The following is a 21,921-nucleotide window of genomic DNA, read 5'->3' on the forward strand; positions in this document are numbered from 1 at the left end:
TGCTAGTACTTAATCCATTTTAAAATTTCCTTGTAAGTAGGCTTTTTGCCATACATCAATATTCCCACGCGGTAGATTTTTGAGCCAAACCATACGGTGAACAGGAACGAGGCTACCAATATGCTTACCGACAATGCCAACTGCCACCAGGGCACGCCAAAAGGAATACGCATCAACATGACAATGGGCGAGGTAAGCGGAATCATGGAAAATGCCGTAGCTATAGAACCGTCGGGATTTTCAATTACTGCAAAAAAGCCCACGTAAATAGCCAGCATAAGCGGCATAATTACCGGAAGCATAAATTGCTGGGTATCGGTCTCGCTGTCTACTGCAGCACCTATGGCAGCATATATCGAGCTGTAGAGGAAATAGCCTCCAATAAAATAAATCAAAAAGAAAAAGGCCAGCTTGAGCAGTGGTAAATTGAGTATATCTAATACCACAAGTTCTATTTTATCCATTTTGGTGACCGCCATATTGCCCACCGCCGACTGATTTTCTAACGGATTTAAATTGAGATAGAGGGCTAAAAACAGCAATAAACCACCACCTATAAGCAGCCAGATCAAAAATTGCGTGATTCCGGCAAGCGTGGTCCCAATGATTTTACCCATCATCAGTTTAAAAGGTTTTACAGAAGAAATGATCACTTCAATAATACGATTCGTTTTTTCCTCAATCACAGACCGCATTACCATGTTTCCGTAGATGATGATAAACATCATAAGCAGATAGCCTGCTCCGCCACCGGCTCCGGCTTTAATCCAGCTTGAAATTTTTGAGGTACGTTCTCCTTTAAAATCTTCAATGCTTATTGATACCGTAGTCTGAGACTCATCAATCAAATCGAGATCAACCCCACGATCCAGAAGTTTTTCGTTAGTCAGTTTGGTTTGAATTTGTTCTTCAATACCCTCTAAGACCGAAATGGCCGGGGCTTCGTTTCCATAAAACCGTACTCCCGAAGTATTATTCTTTATATTCTGCGGAATGTATAGCAACCCGAAATAATTCTTATCCTCTACTTCACTTTTCGCCAGTTCAATGCCTGCAGGCGAAAGATCCAGAAAATCAATATCTGCTGTACTTTCAAATTCTTTATAAAACAATCCGCTTTCATCAACCACAACGATGGTTTGTCTGCCTGCCTGATTGAGGCTGGTGAGATAGGTGATTAACATAATCATACCCACTACAATCAACGGACTCAAAAAGGTCATGATGATAAACGAGCGATTGCTTACCCGCGCTTTGTACTCTCTCTTTATTATTAAACCTAAAGCTCCCATTAATTTGCGTTTATGGTTTGAATAAAAATATCATCTACTGTGGGGATCACCTCCACAAAATGATTGATGAGCCCTTTAGACGTAAGGTAATTCAGTAAATCATTTGGTGTGTGATGCTCAGGGATTTTTACTTTGATTTTCAGGTCGTTTTCATTTATGGTTTTAAAATGCGCCGGGGTTATTTCCCAGGACTCAGACAATCCACTCATCACGTCTGTATGCAAGAGATTCTTACTTTCAAGGGTGTCATTAAGCGTTTCAATACCTATCTCGTAGGTATTGGTGCGAAATGCCCTCTTGATATCAATAAGTTTACCATCTAGCACTTTATTGCTTTTATGCATCAGCGCAATATGATCACACATTTGCTCTACAGATTCCATTCTGTGAGTCGAAAAAAGAATAGTTGCTCCATCATTTCGAAGCTGAAGAATTTCATCTTTAATCAGGCTGGCATTAATAGGGTCAAAACCACTGAAAGGTTCGTCAAAAATGAGCAGTTTAGGACGGTGCAGTACGGTAACAATAAACTGAACCTTTTGAGCCTGCCCTTTTGATAATTCCTGAATTTTTCGGTTCCACCAGTCCATCATGCCGAGACGCTCAAACCAGTATTTGCTGCGTTTTTTAGCTTCATCAAGGCTTAAACCTTTAAGTCGGGCCAGATAAATAACCTGCTCACCTACTTTCATCGATTTATACAGACCACGTTCTTCGGGCATATAACCGATGTTCATAATGTGTTTAGGATCAAGCGGCTCACCATCTAAAAAAACCTTACCCGAATCGGGCATTGTGATTTGATTGATGATGCGTATAAGCGTAGTCTTACCGGCACCATTGGGTCCTAAAAGTCCAAAAATACTGCCCTTAGGAATAGCTATGGAAAGATCATTAAGGGCTGTATATGTACCGTATTGTTTCTTTATATGCTCAGCAACAAGAAGGTCTGTCATCTATACGTGAAATCAAAATAAGATAAAGGGAAGGGCAAAAAATAATAACCCAAAATCAATTTGGCTGCTCATCCCATAATGCTTTCAAAGATATTGAAAAGCTAACAGCCTAAAGGCTAGTTAAGAATTATTTATAACGCAGATTTCTGAAGCGCCAATGTCAAAAAAAGCTTGGGCTATTATCTATTTGAGCTATTCAAAACCGTGTTTTAAATCCTGTTAGACCGCTGATTGAATAATCGAATAGCCCTAAAACAAAAACCCACCCTTAACGTAAATCAAGGATGGGAAAAAAATTGCTATGAAAAAGAAAAATATCACTAACTAGTGATTAGTGATGGTTCAAATATACACATTTTTCTTAATAAGGTCTTAAATTCTAAGAAAACATGTCTTTAACTTTTTCAAAAAAGGATTTATCCTCGCGTTGCGGCTGTGGTGAAAAGCGCTCATCGTCAAGCATAGTCTCAAAAAACTCGCGCTGTTCTTTATTGAGATTTTTTGGTGTCCAAACATTTACGTGAACCAATAAATCACCTTTACCGTATCCATTTATGGAAGGTATACCTTTACTGCGCAGACGTAATATCTTTCCGCTCTGCGTGCCTTCTTCAATTTTAATACGCACCTTGCCACCTACGGTATCTATCTCTTTGCTGGTTCCTAAAATAGCTTCCGGAACACTGATGTATAAGTCGTAGTGCAAATTATCACCTTCGCGGCTAAGCGTCTCGTGTTCTGCCTCTTCAATAACTACCAGTAAATCTCCCGGAATACCATTATTACCCGGCGCTTCGTTACCCTTACCGGTTACTTTAAGCTGCATGCCATCAACAACACCTGCCGGAATTTTGATAGAAACGGTTTCTTCTTCCGTCTTCATTCCCTGAGCATCAGCATCTGCAGGTTTAGATTCTATAATCTGGCCACTACCTCCACAGGTTGTACAGGGCGAAGCTGTTTGCATACGACCCAAAATAGTATTGGTTACCCGGGTAACCTGACCGCTACCGTTACAGGTAGTACATGTTTTAAATTTGGTTCCAGAGGCTTGCTTCTTACGCTTAACCTTGATCTTTTTCTCTGCTCCGTTTGCGATTTCTTCTAAAGTAAGTTTTACACGAATACGCAGGTTGCTTCCTTTGGTTCTGCGCTGACCGCCGAAGCCACCGCCAAAACCACCGAAGCCACCCCCGCCGCCAAAGGCGCTACCGAAAATGTCACCAAACTGGCTGAATATGTCATCCATATTCATACCGCCGCCGCCGAAGCCGCCGCCTTCAAATGCCTGATGACCGTACTGATCGTAGCGTGCGCGTTTGTTTTCATCCCCAAGAATTTCGTAGGCCTCTGCAGCTTTCTTGAACATATCTTCGGCCTTCTCATCTCCCGGATTTTTATCTGGGTGGTATTGGATGGCTTTTTTGCGATATGCTTTTTTGATCTCTGCCGCAGTGGCATTCTTGCTAATTCCCAGTATGTCGTAATAATCTTCTTTCATCCCTCTTTCTTCTTAAACACGTTAATCAATTCTTCTATCACCTCTTACTGCCCTACGACAACTTTTGGATATCGAATAATTTTATCTCCCAGTTGATAACCCTTTTCAACCACGTCAACAATTTTACCTTTAAGACTGTCTTTTGGAGCCGGAATTTGAGTAATAGCTTCATGCAATTCGGCATCAAAGGCATCACCCTGTTTTACTTCCATCTCTTTCAAGCCCTTAGACTTAAGCGTCTCCCGAAGTTTGTTGCTGATTAAGTCAACACCTTTCTTTAGGTTTTTATCTTTTGCTTTTTCAATCTCAACAGAAGCACGGTCAAAATCATCAAGTACCGGAAGCATGGCCTGCATTACTTCCTGCCCGGCAGTTTTAAACATTTCAATACGTTCTTTACCGGTGCGGCGTTTGTAATTTTCAAACTCTGCAAAAAGACGTAAAAATTTGTCTTTTTCTTTTTCCAGTTCTTCTTTGTAGCGCTTTAATTCATCAGCCTCACTTTCCTGCTCATCAGCCTCTGAATGAGCCTGTTGCTCTTCTGCCTGAGTGTCTACGACTTCATTTTCGTCGTGCTCATTTATAGTTTGTTCTTTATTCTCTGAACTCATGGTAAATTCTTTTTCTTCTGATTTGACATTAAGAGGCAAAAGTACTGCCATTAATACAAAAATGTCAAAATGTCACGACATATATTTTATAGATTATTTAAGAAGAACTACACGCGATTCTGTTAATTTTACCGCTTAATTAACACTTAAAAAAACATCATAATGAAAATTAAATTTCTAAGTCTTTTTACTATGGCTGTGCTCTTTACAGCTCTGGCATCTTGTAAAAATGAGGCTAAAAACGAAACAGAAGCTGCTGAGGCAGAAGCTGCTGCTGAAGTTTCTACAGAAGCCTCAAAATACATGGTTGACAAAAACGAATCTGAGATCGCATGGGAAGGTGCAAAACCTACCGGAACTCACACGGGTACTGTAAAATTAGAATCAGGTGTTATACGTCTTGAAGACAGCGTATTGAGCGGAAGCTTTTTAATCGACATGACTTCAATTCTGGTAACAGATCTTGAAGGAGACCAAAAAACAAGTCTTGAAGATCACTTAAAAGGTACTGTTGAAGGTAAAGAAGGAGATTTCTTTAATGTACAGAAATTCCCAACTGCTGCTTTTGAAATCACCGGAGTTACTGAAAAAGACGGTAAAAAAATGATGTCTGGTAACCTTACTCTTAAAGAAACCAAGAAAAACATTGAATTTCCAGTTATGTACGAAGTTGCCGGTAACACGATGACTTTAAAGTCTGAGCCTTTCACGATTGACCGTACCGAATGGGGTGTAAACTACGGATCTAAGTCTGTATTTGACAACCTTGGTGATAAATTCATCAACGACGATATCCAATTAGAATTTACTATTGTTGCGACTCAGCAAATGTAAGAGCTAAGAAAAATGAATTTTGAAAGCTGCCTCTACAGGCAGCTTTTTTTTGTTTAGGCCAGCAGGTCTTTTAGCGCCTCGTGCAACTGGGTGAATTTAAAGTCATAAACCGATTCAATCCTGGCACTGGAGACCTTTTGACTTTCTAATACGATAGCGGCCATCTCACCCAAGAGCAGCTTAAGTGCAAAGCGCGGAACATTAGGAAGGATAAGCGGCTTGTTTAAAATCTGAGCAGCCTCTTTGGTCAAGGTTTTGTTTGTAACCGGATTTGGCGCAACGGCATTATAAACTCCTTCTAAATTTTGTTGAATTACTATCTTGAAGATCCCTGCAAGATCGGCAACGTGAATCCAGGATTGCCATTGCTCGCCATCCCCCAGTGGTGCACCCACATACATTTTTATAGGTTGTATTAATTTTTCAAGTGCGCCTCCCTGCTCGGCAAGCACTACACCTACCCGCACTTTAGCAACTTTTAGTCCCAAATCTTTAAAACGATCAGCTGCTTCTTCCCAGACTTTGACAACCTTCCCCAGAAAGCCGGGATTATATTCAGGATAGGATTCTGTATAAATTTCAGTTTTGGAGGAAGGATAAGCCCCTATTGCACTCGCAGAAATGAAATGGGTTACGCTGTGTTCATTTTCCTTTAGCGCCTTTCGTAACAAATCTGCGGTTTCGGTTCGGCTTTTTATAATCGCTTCTTTATATTCATCGGTCCAACGCTCTGCAATACTCGCACCTGCTAAATGCACTATAGTCGTGACACCTTCCAGGCACGCAACATCAATCTCCTTAGTTTTGGCATCCCAAAAGAAACCCTTGTAATTGGGTTGCTCTTCAATTTTGTTACGACTGGTGGTTAGGTAGTGTACATCAATATTTGCCTCATGTAATTGCGCTGTTAAATGCTGGCCTATGAGACCGGTTGCACCGGTAATCAAAACTTTCATATCCTATTTTTCATACAAGTTAACACATAGATACTTACTGCAATTCCTTTTTTATACAGCTTTAACAGCCTGGTAAATCCTGTTTCGTTTATCACAGATTGATGTAACTTGCACATCCTATACTTTTTGATTTGTTATGAAAAATCTGCTTCTGGCTTTTCTTTCCGGAATAGTGCTGGCGCTGGGCTGGCCTACTTATGGTCTCCCCGTGCTTTTGTTTTTTGGATTCATACCCCTGCTTTGGGCTACCGAAGAAATCCTGAATTCTGAAGTGTCAAAATCTACATTGAAAATTTTTGGCCTTGCCTATCTCGCTTTTTTCATTTTCAACATCATAACAACCTGGTGGCTCTATAATTCTACCGCTTTTGGGATGTGGTTTGCGGTTTTAGCCAATGCTTTGCTTATGAGCTTTGTGTGGCTGTTTTACATACGTATACGGAGGCGTTTTTCGCTTAGCCTTAGTCTGGTCTTTCTCCCAGCGATGTGGATGCTTTACGAGTTTATGCACCTCAACTGGGAATTTGCCTGGCCGTGGCTTAATTTGGGTAACGGTTTTGCTACCTACCCCAGATGGATTCAATGGTATGAGTACACCGGTACTTTTGGAGGAACGCTTTGGGTTTGGACTTTAAATGGCATTTTATTTACTGCACTTTTCCGCTTTGCAAAAACCAAAAATCGAAAAAAGCTTTTTAATCAAATTATCATAGCTGTTTTGGTAACCTTCATTCCCATTGGGATAAGTCAGGCTCTTTTTTACACGTATGTTGAGGATGAAAATCCTGTAGAGGTGGTATTACTTCAACCGAATATTGATCCGTATACCGAAAAGTACAACACCACAAATGAGCGTATTGCTAATTTGCTGTTCAGCCTCTCTGATTCTACCATTACACAAAACACCGATTTCCTGATCGCTCCAGAAACGGTGCTGGCCGAAGGTGCAGGCGTAAATCTTCGAGATTTTGAATACAGCCCGGAGCGATCACGTGCTGCCGAATATGTATCCCAATATCCAAACCTCAACTATCTGGCAGGCATTCAGTTTTTTCGACTTTATGAAAGCGAGAAAGACATTTTGCCTACGACCAACTTTATGGGTTATAACCGAATAGGAAATCCCATCTATGCAGACTTTTTCAATTCAGCCTTTATGCTGAATCGTTCCGATTCCACACAAATCTATCACAAGAGCAAGCTGGTTGTAGGGGTTGAGAACTTTCCGTATCCAAACATCCTCAAACCTATTTTAGGTGACATGATGATTGATCTGGGCGGAACGGTATCTATGAAAACCACTCAGAAAAACCGGGGTATATTTAAAGGAATTGATGGTGTTAGTGTGGGACCGGTTATTTGTTATGAATCGGTTTTTGGCGAATTTGTAACCGGTTATGTAGAAGAAGGCGCGCAGTTTCTGGCGATTATAACCAATGATGCCTGGTGGGGCGATACGCAGGGACACAAACAGCATTTGAGCTATGCCCGTTTACGCGCCATTGAAACCCGTCGCAGTATCGCCCGAAGTGCCAACACCGGAATTTCGGCTTTTATTGATCAAAAAGGAATAATTACCAATACCCTGGGTTATGAATTGCAGGGAAGCCTGAAAGGGACAATCAATACCAACGATAAAATAACGTTCTATGTGCGTTATGGTGATTATCTAGCACGTCTTGCAGGGCTCGTTGCACTGATTATTTTCGTATGGTCTTTTTTCAGGAAGTCGAAAACATCCTTTACTGACCACGGTAGTAAATAACCGTGCTTATGGTTTTAAGCAGAATATTCAGGTCGAGAAAGAACGACCGGTGCTTGATGTAGTACAGGTCGTACTGCAATTTTTCGAGGGTGTCATCTACAGACTCCGCATAACGCCCGCGCACCTGTGCCCAACCGGTTAAACCCGGTTTAACCACGTGTCGTATTTCGTAAAACGGAATCTCTTCCGAAAGCTTTTTGACAAATACCGGGCGTTCAGGCCTTGGACCAATCAAGCTCATATCCCCTTTCAGAATATTAATACACTGAGGTATCTCGTCAAGGCGCGTGTTTCTAAGAATTTTCCCAAAAGGCGTAATACGTCTGTCTTTCTTTTGAGCATACTGAGCTCCATCAGCCTCGGCATCAACCACCATCGTGCGAAATTTAAGAATTTCAAAAACTTTACCATTCATCCCTACCCGCTTCTGGCGGTAAATGAGTGGACCAGGGTTTGCGATTAAGTTTCCCAAAACAATTAGAGGAAGTAAAACCAGAGTCAGGGCAAGAACCACCACGGCAAAAAAAGCATTGAAAAATCCGCTGATAAACAGATAAAACCGGTTTTTATTACTTCGGCTAAACGGAAAATATTTGTAAAAATCCCGCTCTACGTGTTGTACCGGCACCCGATGGGTAATTTCTTCATAAACCTGAGTGTACTCGCGAATGGGGAAACCCTCTTCGAGCAGTTTGATCAATTGGTTATAAAGCTCAACACTTACACCTTTAGAGGTACTGGAAACGACTATCTCAGAAACCGAATACCGCTTAATGGATTTAATGAGTTCACCCACTTCAATTGATTTCAATCTCCGATCGAAGCCAGATGCTTTAATATTGTCTGTATTTACAAAGCCTATCACGCGGTAATTTGGATCTGCCTTATGTAAATTCTCAGCTATTAAATTGATGTCAAAACTGTTTCCTACCAGAAGAATGCGTTTATTGAATCGTGGTGCAGAAACCAGGCTAATGTAGGCATATCTCCAGATTAAAAGGCCAGTTACCATGGCCATAAAGAAGAATACGATTTGAAGCCTGTTTTCAGGTAAAACCGGAGAGAAAAATGGAGTAAGAATAAAGAATAAGACCGTAGAGCTTATTGCCAGAACGCCACTCTTTAGCGTGCTCTGAAAAGACGCCGCCTTTTGCAAATCGTACAATTCAAATATGGCTGCGAAAATAAAGTAATAGCCTATAAGCAATAAAGCCCACGTCCAGCGTGTAGTAGAAAGGTAAAAATAGTCGAATTCAAAAAATCCTGATACCAATGCCAGCATCAAAAAAATGAATACGACATCAAACAAGCGCAGCAGAACCTTACGCTCTGAGATTTCAAAATGGATTTTAGGGATCCAATTCATTTAGGGAGACTTTGGGCAAATATAACTTATTTCAATTCAAAAGTTTAAGCCACTCCTGCTTTACTCGCGTCCAATCGTAACCTTCAGCCTCTAATCGGGCTCTTCTGATTACTTCTCCCTTTTTTTCCTGGTCTTTCAGTACTTTTTCAACAAGTATTATAAGTCCGGTCAGATCATCATCTTCATATAGAAAACCGGTCTCATCGTGTTTAATTAAAAACGGAATCCCGCCTACCCGGGTTGATACCACAGGCAGACCTAGCGCCATCGCCTCAATCACACTCACAGGAGTGTTATCATAATGTGTAGTATTTAAAAAGATATTAAAGTCTGTAGATCGCGAGATCCATTCTTTTTTGGAAAGTTTACCGGTAAATGTCACGGGTAGTTTATGCTTTAATGCATATTCCCGACAATCATTCAAACTTCCGTCTTTATCAGGCCCTACCATAGTCAAACGGGTTCCGGGATACTGCAGCATAAGCTTCTCAACTAACTTTAAAGCCAACATAGGATTGTAAATCTCAGCAAACGAGCGTACCCAAAGTATTCTCGGCTCTCCATAGTTTCGGTTACTTTGGAATGGGTAAGCTGCAATATCAATACTGTTTGGAATTACCCCGATATTATGAAAGCCGGCCTTTTCAAAAGCTCTTTTCAAGTAGAATGAGGGCGCAATGTTACGGTAGCTTTTTCCAAATACAAAACGGGATGCCTTAGAGCTTTTAGAAAGCCGCTTGGGCAAATCGCCTCCATGAAGAATAGGAATGTATTTTAAGTCGAAAAAAACACACAATTGCGATGCAGCGTAGGCAAACCAGAAATACTGCGTGCTGTAGGTGTCTAAAAGCACATAATCTACCTGCTTACGATACGTAAATATCATTTGGACCATCTGGGCAAAGCGCAGGAGCTTAGACTTTTTTGTCCCGGCATAAAACAAGTTGTATCCCTCCTGCTCCAGCAGCGGTCCCAGCGTGTCAATGTTTGTAGGGGTAAAACCCTTATGCGCTAATTTGTTTCCCAGGTAGAGTATTCTTCTTTTCATGTACAACGTTTAGCAGGGAAAGTGCGTAGATAAAGGCTGGTGCAGCCACACGCATGGAAGAGTGATTTATGGTCAAAAACCAAAAACCTAAAAACGAATAAAACAGATAATTTTTTCGGTTACCGATACGGTAAAAAAGCGGTGTAACAATCAAAATAATTAACGCGATAAGTCCAAAAACGCCGTGCTCAGACAACAACCTGCTGATTTCATTATGGGAAGCTGCAAGTATATCTAATTTTTCTTCCCGGTATTCTTTGGTTTTACCGACACCGATCCCCATTATTGGGTTGTTGACAAAAAAGGTCAATTCGGAAGTTATAAGTTCCTGCCTGCCCGTAGAGAGATCCTCTTTAATACGACCCGCAGCATCTTTATTGGCATAGCGTAAATCAATGAGCCCCATTGTACGTGCAGAAGAGATCAGCCAGGTCATTGCGATTGCCCCGCCTATCACCATCAGGTAAAAAGAAATTGCGCTTTTTTTTCGTGCCGGAACGCCCTGGAAATAGATTACTATAAAAGCTATGCTTATCAATGCTGCAGTGAGCACCCCTCCACGAGAAAAGGTTATAATTGCCCTATAGGTTAAAAACATCAGCAAGCCCAAATTGAGAAAGAACAGGAGCTTATTCTTACTGTTTACAAAAATTTGCACCACCAGTGCAAACATACCAATTCCCAAAGCGGTTGCTACCTGATTGGGACCATAACCTCCGGACAATGCGAAATTTGACTGTGTGCCATTTAAAACTTCACGCGTGTCCGGAGTGTAAAAGAATAAATAAATTCCCAGGGAAAGCACCGGCATTAAGAGGCACCAGACCAGATAATGCAATTGCATTTTTGAAATACGCCGATCGTAACAATACAAAGCTGCAATCCCAAGACAGAACGGTCCGCTTAAATTAAAGATGATTGCCTTACGTACATTGGTGTCAAAATTAAGTGTTGAAGCTGCGTAAATGACTCCCGGAATCAGGAGCAACAAATACAACCAATACGGTGCAGATTTACGGGAGGTTCCGGTGAAAAACAAGCCTAACAGAATAAAACAAATAACCGAATATTTACCGGCTTCCCAGGGGATGATGCTGCCCCCGGTCATCCTGAAAAACACCTCCCCGGCAGTCATATAGGCAGCAGCGAGAAGCGCCTGATTTTGTTTGTTCCCCGATTGAAAAACCCAGAGCACAAAAAAAACAATGGAGCCTAAAAAATAGAAAAGGCCTAAAAACCGAAACAAATAAATAGCAAAACCGATCCCGATGTGCAATGCCACGAGCTGTAGGTATAATTTGTTATGGTTTTTAAATAATTTCAATAAACTCTTAGAATATGTTTGCCCTCTTGAAAATAAATTTTCTTCTCAGGATATTCCGTCTTAAGTCTTTGCTTTGGAATCGTGTCGCTCAGATACCACGAATCAAAAATAATAAGATCGGGTCTTAAGTATTTATAATGCTTGTTACCCTCTATAAGTATTGAGCCTTCTTCAACTTTAGAAACTTCCTTCTGGAGGTAATTTATTTCTCCTAAATAACTCCTATTTTCAACAGAATAGCCATGGTAAGACTCTCTAATAGAAAAACATAATGATAAAATCAAAAAACTGAGAATTGTGACCTTTAAAAATGAAATCTTCCATTTAAGAAAAAAATCGATAATCCCAAAAAGAATCAATAAACTTCCAGGCCCCAAGAAACGATAGTCAAACGTTTTAATTTTCAATAAGTATCCTATTATTAAAAGGCTAAAAAAATAACATATTCCAACAAGTAAAAAGTATTGAGATGAATATCTGGTCTCTTGACTTAAGTTTACAGACGGCCTAATATACAACCAGGCTAAGACTGAAACGCTCATTGTGAGTAACATTAAAAAAACATTAAAATAGGGTGCTATAAAAACTAATTCGCCAAGCATACCCTTTGCAAAGTCAATCATTATTGAAAAGGGTTCGTGAAATTTCGAAGGTCGGGAAATTCCGGTTAAATTTCCTGTTCGTATGAAATTAATCGACAGATACGTAACTTCAAAAAAAACAGTAGTACTAAATACAACTAAAAGCCTTATAGTTCTTGATTTCAACCCGTTCTCTAAAAATGATTTTAATAATAATCCTAAAAGCAAGAAACAGGTAAAGACGCCAATATACCTAAATAAGAAAGGAAGTATTGCTGCAAGGGCTAAATGAATACAAGCAACCCATGATGTCTCATTTTGTGTGAAATTGTAGAGACTCCAACTCAGATAAATCAGCGAAAATGTAAAAGGAACTTCTGAATAGGTAGAGCTAAAAAGAAATAAATAAGAAGCAAAGCCAAAACACGCAATGAATAGAAAACTTTTTCTTTTGTATATGCTTTTTAATAAAAAAGCACATGCCAAGAGCATAAGTGCATTAACCAGTTTAGATGCCCAAAAAACGTTAGCTGTTGTAATAAAGGAAACAAATGCAATAAGCAAAGGATAACCAGCTGGCCAAATTGAAAAATAGGACTTTTCCAACCCTAAAATTGGATTACTGCCCGTGTATAGGCCTTCGCCATTAATAAGAGCTTGTGCAGCAGACAAATACTCCGCCGAATCAGGTGAAATTCTACCATCATGGTGAAAGTATGACTTCAAAAACAAATGCAGAATAAGTACACTAATAATTAGCAGGTTAATTAAATGCACTTTTTTCATACCTATCTTATCAAGCACTCTTTACTTAAATCGATTTAAAACTTGCAGTAATTCATTTAGTACGGCTTCTTCACCGTAGTGCTGTTTTACTTTCTCTTTAAACTTTTCAGCACAGGTCTTAATCTTAGAACTTTTAAAATCAATACTTAAAACAGCTTCTACCAGAGCCTCTTTATTCTTAGCAGGAACCAACCTCCCAAAATCCCCTAGTACTGCTCTGCACTGCCCCACATCTGTGGCGATTACCGGTATTCCTGCCTGGCCGTATTCGAGTAGGGCCAAAGGTAAGCCTTCCGAATCTGAAGATAGAACGCCTATATCAAAATGCGGTAAAATGGCAGACATTTTTAAGTAGGTCCCGTGATAAAAAACGCTTTTTGAGAAGGGCTCTGCTTCTATACGCTCAACAAGAGATTTTGCATTAAGACTATCGGGTACAGATCCAAAAAGGTGTAAGGTGTAAGCCGAATCCTGTTCTAAAACCAGTTTAAAAGCATCTAAAAGCAGATGATGATTTTTTTGAGGCCTTAAATTGGCCACACAAACCACGCGTTTTCCCTTAGCTCCGGAAATCTTAAAGTCTGCATCAAAGGGCAAAGCTTCAGCTATAAAATTTTTAATGTAAAAGGTCTTTTTAACCTTCAGCCTTTCTTTTGACCAAAGAGTTAGTTTTTCATTGACTGCAAAAACAGCATCAAAAAACCGACTGAATCGCTTCAATACAACAGTCTTTCGCTCGGTTAAAAACTCACTTTTCCCATAGTGATCGTGCCAGATCAGCTTAAGACCGGGAGTCACTAGCTTAACCATAACACCTATAAAATAGCTGCTACCGTGTGCCTGAATGATTTCGATTTGATGCTCTGTAATAAAACGCTTCAGCCACAAAAGGGCTGAAATATCCAATCGACGCTTTCGCTTCAGATACAAATACGGAACTTCGGGATCGATCAATTCCTTTAAATCGCCTTCATTCCGCGTGACACAAAGGGCGGAAACTGCTATGCGCTGATGCAGGGCATTCGCATAATTTACCGCCATACGTTCAGCGCCGCCAATTTCCAAACTATCTATAAGTTGCAAGACCCGCACGCTAAAGCAGTTTTTTGATTTCAGCGTCAAAGCGCTCTAGTGTATAGTTTCGAGACCAGGTTGCCGCTTCAGCAGCCATAATTTTAAGCTTAGCTTTATCAAGTAAATGTTCCTGAACCTTTTGGACATCGCTATCTAAATCAACCTGTAAAAGCACGCCGCGTTTTCCGGAATCCAGCATCCAGGGCACACAGGAAACCGGAGTAGCGATAGGAATCACTCCCCACCACATCGCTTCAGCCACCACTTTGGGCCAGCCCTCGCTTTTTGAAGGTAAAATCAAAAAGTGACTCTTGGCATAGGCTTCTTTGACCGCTTCTGAAGGTTGATTTCCGTGTAAAAACAATTGGCGTTCCATTCCTAATTCCTTAGCCGTTTCATTCAACTTTTCGCGTTCCGGGCCTTCGCCATACACGTGTAATTCTGAAGGAAATCCACGTTTGATTAATTCGGCTACCAATGCTAAAGCGTACACCGGTTGCTTACCAGGCGAAAGGCTTCCTACAAAAAGGAAACGCAGGGGTAAATCATACTTGCGTTTTGGGATTTCAACTTTATCTTTTTCACTATAAGAAGCCGTAAAAAAGGCTTTTACATTGGGTGTCTGATTGAGCCATTCCCCATAAACCAGAACCTGCATATTTTTGGTCAAATAGGTATTACTCAATATCCATTTCTGAAAGCGATAGCTCCATGGCTGCCTTGCTCCGGGTTTCCAGTTGCCCGCGTATTTTGCTGTTTTGGGTTTATGCGGAAAGAAAATCTGAACCAATGCCCCCAGCAAACCCATATTCCCGGGACAACGCAAATGGATGTGATCTGCTGATAACATTTCAAAAAAAATAGTCATTAGGATTTTAGGAGTATACACAATAGCTTTTAATCCACTTAAAAAACGATCAATCGAAATAGGATTGACAGAAACTAAGCGAATATCCTGTCTCTTAAATGAGGACTTCAATAGCGGCTTATCATATTTAGAAGGGCAAACAATTACAACACCCTCGAAGTACTTGAACCAAAAATCCATTTCACGTACGTACGGAGAATAAGCCATATAAGTGCCGTCTTTCTTTAAGACTGGAGCAGAGGATATCACTAAAATATTCATCAAATATATTCTGAAGAATTTTTACTACTTACCACCTGAGCGGGAACACCCAAAACGGTTTGATTTTCAAGAACGCTTCTATTTACTAATGAATTAGCCCCTATAACACAATTATCTCCTATTACTATTTTACCTACAATTGTGGAATTACAACCGACGTAAACATTGTCTCCCAAAGTTGGCACTCCCCTCTCAACACCCCGACCACTTATGCCTATTGTAACTCCCTGAGAAATATTACAATTATTACCTATACAGCAATTAGGATGAATAAAAATATTTCCAAAATGACCGATATAAAAAGATCTTCCTATAATTACAGATGCAGGCAAAGAAATACCTGTAGTAACTTCAATTAGTTTCTGCCAAATCAAACAAATACCTAATAATAAATGTCTCACCCCAAATATTTTAACTTCATTATATACGAATGATGCTACTCTAAATTGAATAATAGCCCAGAAAGCCTGAGTCAAAAACACTATCCCTATAAAGTTTCCTCCGTACCGTTTATATTTTCTGTAATCTGACCTTATCATTCAATTTTAGGTTTATTATATAACAAAATCCACCAACCTACTACCCTGCCGGTTGCTTCGTTAAACGCCCCTTTTTTGTTAGAAGCTGTCAGTACATTGCTATACCGGATCATGGTAAGCAGCAAAGCCGTGGCATTCCATTTAAAACGGGCTTTAAGACTGGGGTTGGTATATTTTACGCGCCACACATACCAGCCGTTGCGGATCACCATTTTACCGTATTTGTAGAGATTCGGTCTTCCGGCGGGGTCGTGATGATGCTCCAGACAAGCAGCAGTACACATTACGTTTTTCCCATATTTTAATGCACGCAGGCAATAATCTGCGTCTTCATAAAGTCCGTACCCGTCAAAATACAGACTGAATTTTTCAGCATCAATCACCTTACGGCGAAAATTCATAGACATCCCGATCAATAAATCCACCTCGTAATTTTTTCCGGTTAAGGGATAGCCGTAGGTTCTGCCGTGAGAAAAGTCGGGCATAATTCCCGGAAGATCAGGAGATTGCAGGCCCAGCTTATTCCGCAGATAAAAACGCTGCGACTCACTGCGTTCAAAGCCTTCCAATACATAGACTTTATCTGTTGAGTATTTTCGATCTGAAGGTTTCCAAAGGTTTTCATTAGTCGCTACTCCACCAACACCCACGATATCGGGATCAGATTTAAAAGCCTCGAGCACCGCCTCAAAATAATCGGGTTCTAAAACAACATCATCATCCAGAAAGCAAACTATTTCGGCTTGAGGATTTAGCTTCTCAATCCCAAAGTTTCGCTGACGGGTGAGTCCGCGATCTTTATCCTCAACTTTATAGTAGCTTAGGTTTTTAAAGTTTTGCTGCGAAAGACTCTCGCGGGTTTTATCATCCCGGGAACCATCGATGATTAAAATTTCATCCGGATAAAGACTTTGCAAAGCTACAGAAGCCAAAAGCCTGTTTAAGGCTTCGGCACGCTGGTAGGTACAGACAATAAGTGAAAACATCATTTTGAATTCAACAATTTTTTGGCCCAAAATAAACTCACCTTCCATCGCTTTTGCATCAACCGAATATAGGAAAACGGATTTTTAATCTGCTGCAGCCGGTAAAATTTAAGAAACAACAGGGTTTTATAACCCTGAACCTGGGCAGGTGTTGCGTGTTTGAGTATAGAAGCCAAAACCGTTGGTACTGGTTTGGGTCCAGGATTTTCGTTATCCCAGGGCTTTTCAACCGGTTTTCTAAAACCACCCGAAGGAGCCTTTAAATGAATCAGTTTTAAAAATGGATTGTATAATATATCAACGCCGGTTTTGCGCAATTGCATCCCAAAATCGGCATCTTCACCAAAACCGTGTTCCAGCGCCAAATCAAAACGTATGTTTTCTAAAGCCGAGGCCTTTACAAAACTGCAACCGGAACCAAAAGCCGGCCACTGAAACACCGTCTTTTCGACTTCTGTTTCGCCTTCCTGAAGACAGCTCACCGTAAAAGCCTGAGGATCTTCAGTCTGAATGAACGCATCAGCCTTTTGTAAAAAATCACTCGGAATTCGCAAATCATCATCAGCCAAAAAAACCCAGTCTGCCTCAACCTGATCTAGAGCCAGATTGCGCGCGTTGCAGGCTCCGGTTTGATGGGTAAAGGTATGTCTGATTTGGAATGGCCAGCTTTGGCTTTGTAAATAATCGAGTTCTGAAACCGAAGCTGTATCCGGATTTTGCTCAATAAGGATTAGGCTTTTGGGTAACAGAAGCTGTTCTGCAAGATCTATAAGGGTTTGTTTCAAAACCTCTTTGCGGCCCAGCGTGGGGATAATAAGATCAAACTGGATCACCGGCTTCACGTTCTTTAGATCTGAAGGGCTCACTTCAAAGTGAGGGATATCTCTTTGCGGAATAGATTTAATCAGAAAGGATTTCGCAAGCTGAAACAGATTGAGCTTTTTACGATACAACAAAAGTTGCAGGGCAAACAGGATCAGCCATTTCTTCCCCATTAGGGTCGCAATTGCGGTGTAGGTTGCTTTCGTATTTTTTGAGAAGGAAAGGATACTTTTTGAGGAACTCCAGATCAGTCGCGGCTCACTATATACCCGTAAGCCTTTCGACATCCCGGTTTTTGCCAAAATGCACAGAAACAAATCGAAATTTGAATGTACAGGAATGTATTCCTTAAAGTGCACTAGTTTTTTACAGCTAATTAAACCCACCGTACTGCTCATCAGCCAGGTGGGATATTTTACGCCTGGCTGAATTCTAAAAAAAACACTCTGATCTACAAATCCCATTTCTTCAGCAATTACCAAAGGTTGATTTGCAGCATAACTCCACATTTCAGATTCCCTTGAAAAATTTTCGATGAATTCGAGATTCAGGCTGGATTCTATCTCTTCGTGAAACCATAGCAGAATCTCATCCGGAAAGGTTTCGGCCAAAAGAAAACAAGCGGCACTCACCGCTTGATTTTTAAATTCGAGTTCCAGAGGCTGCCCGTCCTTTAAGACAGCGACAGGCTTTTTACCGTTATGTTTTAAGAAAATCAAGCTTTTACGACACCTTTATAAAACTCCAGGTTCTGCTTAACCACAACTGCCGTTGCAAAATGTCCCACAACCTGTTTGCGGGCACGGGCTCCCATTTTACTTCTTAATTCCTCGTCATCAAGTAATTTTAGAACGGCATCGGCGTATTTCTCATGATTTTTGGGATCAACGGTATAGCCGGTTTCACCATCTAGCATCACCTCGTTTGCCCAACCAATATCAGATGTTACCAGCGCTTTTTCCATTGCCATGGCTTCAACCCAGGTCATGGGTAAGGCTTCTGCAAAACTGGGCAAGACAACCACCGCAGCTTTGGCGATTTCTTCCTGTACCAACTCATAAGCCAGTAATCCCTTAAACTCGATGCGTTTGTGAAATTCAGGTTTTACCAATTCTATAAAAAGTTCCTGAGTGGATCTGCCTGTAAAAAAGTCTCTGACATCATTCCCCGCAAGAATCAGAAGGGCTTCGGGATTCTGTTCGAAAACGATGTTACAAATTTCGGCCAGTTCCAAAACACCTTTTTTCCGGATTATACTTCCGTAATACAATATACGATTGGGAAGCTCGGGAATTTGAATCGGTTTAAACTGAGCTACATCAATCGAATTGGGAATCACCTGTATTTCCTTCTTCAGTTCAAAAATTTCCTTTGTCAGTTTTGCTGTAAAAGCGCTTACCGCAAGAAGGTGATCGGCATTTTTAAGCGCCTGCTTTTCAAACCAGCGGTTTTTGGGTTTTTGCTTTCGATTATCCAAATGGCAAAAATAACCGTCGCTTCCGTTACAACGAATGACCAGAGGACATTTAAAACGCATCAAAGCAGTGATCCCGGTCCAGTCCGGCGCCTCCAGAACATCTATTTTATGTAATAGAATCTCCCGATTGACGTAGCGCTGTAAAAACCTGCGGTGCAAATACCAGCCTGCGAATTTATACTTCCGCTTTGCGATGCTGTGAATTTGGACTCCCTGATCTTCAAATTCCCTGTCTTCGGCCTGACTGTACACAAAAACCGTAACGCGTTCCCCGGCCTCAATCAGACTTGATGCCAGATTTTTGATACTGGTTCCCAGACCGCCACTTCGGTTTAAATAAGGATGAGGATACTCAGGAGTTAAAAAAGCGATGTGCATCAGTCCAGTAAATTTATATGTTCAGCGACCATACGGTCTAGCGTATATTCCTTTTCAATTAAAACCGATGTGTCTTCAGTTATTTTTCGATCCCCAAGTACTACTTCTTCAATAATGGCTGCAAGGGCCTTTTTATCTTTTGGTTCAACTAAAAATCCATTCATACTCTCTTTGATAATCTCGGGATTACCCCCAACTGTGGTGGTAATCACCGGTACATTTGCAGATAAACTCTCGAGGATCGAAAGGCTGAAGCATTCCATATAGGTAGGTTGAATGAGATACTCATAATAGGCCAGAATCTTCGGAATCTCTGAAGAACTACCTTTAAATGTCAACAACTGATCAACCTCTTTATCTTTTGCCTGTTGCTTTAGGCCTTCTTCAAGCGGACCTTCGCCATAAATGGTGATGTGGAGTTTGTTTTGCAAATCGGGTTTCAACAGCGCCAAAGCATCTATCAAATCCTGCAAGCCTTTAGATTCCCGCAGGTGAGAAACCACAACAAATTTAACCTTGCCTTGCTGATTAAGATTGTGGTTTTCTCTTTTTCTAAAGACCGAAGTATCAATACCGTTGTAAATCACTCCGGTTTTACGGGCTACCACTTTGCCCAGATCTTTCACAATATGCCGGGCCGTATAGCTGCTTACTCCTATAAACCAATCTGTAGCCTTATGATGTAAATAGCCTTTAAGACGGTTTTTCAACTGCTTTTTAAGCGGAAAACCATTTAAAGGACGTGGATTGTGATCTACGGCAATTAAGTTTTTGATCCTTCCGGCGTGTTTGGCTTTTTTGTAAAAAGGTGTACATAACTCGGTAAAATGCGTAACCAGAGTGGTATAGGTTTTTTCATTTTCCTGAAGGTAATTGAGAAAAAAGGCTTCGACACTTGAATTTCCTTCCGCAGAAAAAACAGTAACACCCTCGTAAAATGTTTTATCCAAAACATCCGGAAAAAACCATTCTACCTCATAACCTTTGGCTTTCGCCGCGGCATCATAAGCCACAAAAAAACGATCCATACCTCCTATTCGATCCTCGCGCAACACGTAATTACAAACTACAGCTAATCTTTTGGTGCTCATAAGGTGTTTTTTAAAGCCTGTACACAAGCCTGAGTGGTTTCGTCAAGAGGTTTACCCACCTGCATATCGATAAGCTTCCTGCGATTTTCCAGATCCAGATTGGGATTACGCAGGTATGCGTTTACAGCAGTATACAATTCTTCTGCATTTTTAGCGATTTTGACCGCACCACTTTTAACCACATTATCATAATGCTCATACTGCAAGAACCGCTGATCGTTGTAAAGTCCATTAGCACCGTTACCAAAGGCCGTATTGACGACCGGCTTTTCAAACAACATAAAGTCGAGGCTCATGGTTGAAAGCATATTGACGTTCAGATCGCAAAACTTAAGAATGGCTTTAAGCATGCTCAGGTCTTCGCGTGTAGGTACCCGTTGAGACCAGGGCTCGGGATGCCCTTCCCGGGTGAGCTCCCATTTGGGGTGATTCCATTTGATTTCGGGATATTTGGTTTTCGTTTCTGCGAAACGCCGCTCATCTTCTGCCGGTGAGGTTCGCACCAAAAGTTGGCACGAATCGATTGCTCCAGAACGGATGCCTTCAGCCAAAGTCGCGATTACCAGCGGATCGTTAGAGCCAATCGTGGCATCGGCACAGCTGTAGCACAGGATTTTTTCATCCGGATTCAGGCCAAAGGTTTCGTAGAACTCTGTTTTTGGAATATCAAATTGAGATAGCACATAGGGCTCAAATTGCGGAGTCCCCACTATAGAAACCGCTTGCGGATTGGTATAGGGATAAAACCGAAGTAATTCGCTTTTCATCAAATCGCTCCAGACCAAAAAGTAGTCAAAAGTTGAAGCCATCCTCCCTTTTGAAGCCAGGTTGTCCCAACTGAAAATAAACGAGGCGGTAGGAATCTGTAGCTTTTTTGCCCAAAAAACCAGAGTAGCAATAAAGGGTGGTCGCTGATGCGTAAAGAACAAAATATCCGGTTTATGCTCCTTTAAAATTTTACCATATTGAGCTACAGTCGCGTCTCCAGCAAAGCTTTGCTCCTGCAACTTTTCATACCCAAGGATATTCTTTTCGCTGTGAAAAACCGAACTTACAGCATAAACCGTACGAACCAAAAAACCATGCGGACTCCAGCTTCTGGCTTTGTTCATCTCGTAATTATCTGCAATTCCCGGATTGGATTTGTGTTTTTGTAAGTGTGCTACTTCTTTAAGCTTGCGCCACAACCAGTTTTTTTTGGTTTCGGTAAAAACCGGAAGGGCTACGATAGTAAATTTTGCCGCATCCAGTTCGGGAAAGGTGGTAAATGGCAAACCTGAAAAAATGATAACTTTTTTAAAACCGGCAGCCGCCTCATCGAGAAATGTACTTAAAACGAAATTGCGAAAGCCAACGCCATCTGTAATTACAATTCCTAAGGTCTTTCGAGATTCTAAATTCAAGT

The 21,921-nt window shown here is 41.0% G+C and carries 19 protein-coding genes; 2 read left to right on the plus strand and 17 right to left on the minus strand.

All coding sequences use genetic code 11. The features are described from left to right. Nucleotides 1–2: 2 nt before the first annotated feature. The 4 genes from CJ305_RS14075 to CJ305_RS14090 all read right to left on the minus strand — a co-directional run bounded on the left by CJ305_RS14075 (nt 3) and on the right by CJ305_RS14090 (nt 4,360). Nucleotides 3–1,292 carry an ABC transporter permease gene (locus CJ305_RS14075; RefSeq protein ID WP_099646921.1) on the minus strand — a complete coding sequence of 430 codons (1,290 nt, stop codon included), beginning with the start codon at nt 1,290–1,292 and terminating at the stop codon, nt 3–5. Then, entirely contained in the window at nt 1,292–2,248 is a 957-nt protein-coding gene (locus CJ305_RS14080) for an ABC transporter ATP-binding protein (protein WP_099646922.1), read from the minus strand. The genes CJ305_RS14075 and CJ305_RS14080 overlap by 1 nt, the downstream gene beginning before the upstream one ends. 379 nt (nt 2,249–2,627) lie before the next feature. Beyond that, nucleotides 2,628–3,749 (minus strand): molecular chaperone DnaJ, encoded by a 1,122-nt coding sequence (dnaJ, locus tag CJ305_RS14085; protein ID WP_099646923.1) that lies wholly within the window; start codon nt 3,747–3,749, stop codon nt 2,628–2,630. 44 nt (nt 3,750–3,793) lie between these two features. Then, nucleotides 3,794–4,360, minus strand: a complete 567-nt coding sequence (locus tag CJ305_RS14090; RefSeq protein WP_099646983.1) for a nucleotide exchange factor GrpE — start codon at nt 4,358–4,360, stop codon at nt 3,794–3,796. A 162-nt stretch (nt 4,361–4,522) separates the two neighbouring features. Here CJ305_RS14090 and CJ305_RS14095 point away from each other — a divergent pair, with 162 nt between their 5' ends. Beyond that, complete coding sequence (locus CJ305_RS14095; protein ID WP_099646924.1) at nt 4,523–5,194, plus strand: YceI family protein; 672 nt, start codon at nt 4,523–4,525, stop codon at nt 5,192–5,194. Between the two features lie 53 nt (nt 5,195–5,247). Here CJ305_RS14095 and CJ305_RS14100 read toward each other — a convergent pair whose 3' ends face one another. After that, a complete protein-coding gene (locus CJ305_RS14100) occupies nt 5,248–6,150 on the minus strand; it encodes a TIGR01777 family oxidoreductase (RefSeq protein WP_099646925.1) in 903 nt (300 codons plus the stop codon). 136 nt (nt 6,151–6,286) lie between these two features. Here CJ305_RS14100 and lnt point away from each other — a divergent pair, with 136 nt between their 5' ends. Next, nucleotides 6,287–7,915 (plus strand): apolipoprotein N-acyltransferase, encoded by a 1,629-nt coding sequence (gene lnt, locus CJ305_RS14105; RefSeq protein ID WP_099646926.1) that lies wholly within the window; start codon nt 6,287–6,289, stop codon nt 7,913–7,915. On the opposite strand, the gene CJ305_RS14110 is transcribed toward lnt, so the two are convergent. The 12 genes from CJ305_RS14110 to CJ305_RS14165 form a co-directional block, all read right to left on the minus strand. Then, nucleotides 7,893–9,281, minus strand: coding sequence for a sugar transferase (locus tag CJ305_RS14110; protein ID WP_099646927.1), 1,389 nt, complete (start codon nt 9,279–9,281; stop codon nt 7,893–7,895). The genes lnt and CJ305_RS14110 overlap by 23 nt on opposite strands. A 31-nt stretch (nt 9,282–9,312) precedes the next feature. Further along, on the minus strand, nt 9,313–10,329 hold the full coding sequence (locus CJ305_RS14115) for a glycosyltransferase family 4 protein (RefSeq protein ID WP_099646928.1): 1,017 nt from the start codon (nt 10,327–10,329) through the stop codon (nt 9,313–9,315). Further along, a complete protein-coding gene (locus tag CJ305_RS14120) occupies nt 10,286–11,611 on the minus strand; it encodes an O-antigen ligase family protein (protein ID WP_099646929.1) in 1,326 nt (441 codons plus the stop codon). The genes CJ305_RS14115 and CJ305_RS14120 overlap by 44 nt, the downstream gene beginning before the upstream one ends. 38 nt (nt 11,612–11,649) lie before the next feature. Next, nucleotides 11,650–13,020 carry a hypothetical protein gene (locus CJ305_RS14125; RefSeq protein ID WP_099646930.1) on the minus strand — a complete coding sequence of 457 codons (1,371 nt, stop codon included), beginning with the start codon at nt 13,018–13,020 and terminating at the stop codon, nt 11,650–11,652. Nucleotides 13,021–13,041: 21 nt separating this feature from the next. Further along, nucleotides 13,042–14,112, minus strand: coding sequence for a glycosyltransferase (locus CJ305_RS14130; RefSeq protein WP_099646931.1), 1,071 nt, complete (start codon nt 14,110–14,112; stop codon nt 13,042–13,044). A 1-nt stretch (nt 14,113) separates the two neighbouring features. Beyond that, nucleotides 14,114–14,962 carry a glycosyltransferase family 4 protein gene (locus CJ305_RS14135; protein WP_223248880.1) on the minus strand — a complete coding sequence of 283 codons (849 nt, stop codon included), beginning with the start codon at nt 14,960–14,962 and terminating at the stop codon, nt 14,114–14,116. Nucleotides 14,963–15,222: 260 nt separating this feature from the next. Continuing rightward, nucleotides 15,223–15,762 (minus strand): serine O-acetyltransferase, encoded by a 540-nt coding sequence (locus tag CJ305_RS14140; protein WP_099646933.1) that lies wholly within the window; start codon nt 15,760–15,762, stop codon nt 15,223–15,225. Continuing rightward, entirely contained in the window at nt 15,759–16,751 is a 993-nt protein-coding gene (locus CJ305_RS14145; RefSeq protein ID WP_099646984.1) for a glycosyltransferase family 2 protein, read from the minus strand. Before CJ305_RS14145 ends, CJ305_RS14140 begins: the two co-directional genes overlap by 4 nt. Continuing rightward, nucleotides 16,748–18,289 carry a glycosyltransferase family 2 protein gene (locus tag CJ305_RS14150; RefSeq protein ID WP_099646934.1) on the minus strand — a complete coding sequence of 514 codons (1,542 nt, stop codon included), beginning with the start codon at nt 18,287–18,289 and terminating at the stop codon, nt 16,748–16,750. Before CJ305_RS14150 ends, CJ305_RS14145 begins: the two co-directional genes overlap by 4 nt. Continuing rightward, the gene (locus CJ305_RS14155) at nt 18,286–19,425 is read right to left on the minus strand and encodes a glycosyltransferase family 4 protein (protein ID WP_099646935.1); all 1,140 of its coding nucleotides are present in this window, start codon (nt 19,423–19,425) and stop codon (nt 18,286–18,288) included. The genes CJ305_RS14150 and CJ305_RS14155 overlap by 4 nt, the downstream gene beginning before the upstream one ends. After that, on the minus strand, nt 19,425–20,516 hold the full coding sequence (locus CJ305_RS14160; RefSeq protein WP_099646936.1) for a glycosyltransferase family 4 protein: 1,092 nt from the start codon (nt 20,514–20,516) through the stop codon (nt 19,425–19,427). Before CJ305_RS14160 ends, CJ305_RS14155 begins: the two co-directional genes overlap by 1 nt. After that, nucleotides 20,513–21,919 carry a hypothetical protein gene (locus CJ305_RS14165; RefSeq protein WP_099646937.1) on the minus strand — a complete coding sequence of 469 codons (1,407 nt, stop codon included), beginning with the start codon at nt 21,917–21,919 and terminating at the stop codon, nt 20,513–20,515. Before CJ305_RS14165 ends, CJ305_RS14160 begins: the two co-directional genes overlap by 4 nt. Nucleotides 21,920–21,921 lie beyond the last annotated feature (2 nt).

It is taken from the genome of Leeuwenhoekiella nanhaiensis, assembly GCF_002744755.1.
Taxonomy (GTDB): domain Bacteria; phylum Bacteroidota; class Bacteroidia; order Flavobacteriales; family Flavobacteriaceae; genus Leeuwenhoekiella; species Leeuwenhoekiella nanhaiensis.

Coding starts and splice junctions, on each gene's coding strand:
- CJ305_RS14075 (WP_099646921.1), bottom strand. CDS start 1,292: ATGGGAGCTTTAGGTTTAATAATAAAGAGAGAGTACAAAGCGCGGGTA.
- CJ305_RS14080 (WP_099646922.1), bottom strand. CDS start 2,248: ATGACAGACCTTCTTGTTGCTGAGCATATAAAGAAACAATACGGTACA.
- dnaJ (WP_099646923.1), bottom strand. CDS start 3,749: ATGAAAGAAGATTATTACGACATACTGGGAATTAGCAAGAATGCCACT.
- CJ305_RS14090 (WP_099646983.1), bottom strand. CDS start 4,360: ATGAGTTCAGAGAATAAAGAACAAACTATAAATGAGCACGACGAAAAT.
- CJ305_RS14095 (WP_099646924.1), top strand. CDS start 4,523: ATGAAAATTAAATTTCTAAGTCTTTTTACTATGGCTGTGCTCTTTACA.
- CJ305_RS14100 (WP_099646925.1), bottom strand. CDS start 6,150: ATGAAAGTTTTGATTACCGGTGCAACCGGTCTCATAGGCCAGCATTTA.
- lnt (WP_099646926.1), top strand. CDS start 6,287: ATGAAAAATCTGCTTCTGGCTTTTCTTTCCGGAATAGTGCTGGCGCTG.
- CJ305_RS14110 (WP_099646927.1), bottom strand. CDS start 9,281: ATGAATTGGATCCCTAAAATCCATTTTGAAATCTCAGAGCGTAAGGTT.
- CJ305_RS14115 (WP_099646928.1), bottom strand. CDS start 10,329: ATGAAAAGAAGAATACTCTACCTGGGAAACAAATTAGCGCATAAGGGT.
- CJ305_RS14125 (WP_099646930.1), bottom strand. CDS start 13,020: ATGAAAAAAGTGCATTTAATTAACCTGCTAATTATTAGTGTACTTATT.
- CJ305_RS14135 (WP_223248880.1), bottom strand. CDS start 14,962: ATGACTATTTTTTTTGAAATGTTATCAGCAGATCACATCCATTTGCGT.
- CJ305_RS14140 (WP_099646933.1), bottom strand. CDS start 15,762: ATGATAAGGTCAGATTACAGAAAATATAAACGGTACGGAGGAAACTTT.
- CJ305_RS14145 (WP_099646984.1), bottom strand. CDS start 16,751: ATGATGTTTTCACTTATTGTCTGTACCTACCAGCGTGCCGAAGCCTTA.
- CJ305_RS14155 (WP_099646935.1), bottom strand. CDS start 19,425: ATGCACATCGCTTTTTTAACTCCTGAGTATCCTCATCCTTATTTAAAC.
- CJ305_RS14160 (WP_099646936.1), bottom strand. CDS start 20,516: ATGAGCACCAAAAGATTAGCTGTAGTTTGTAATTACGTGTTGCGCGAG.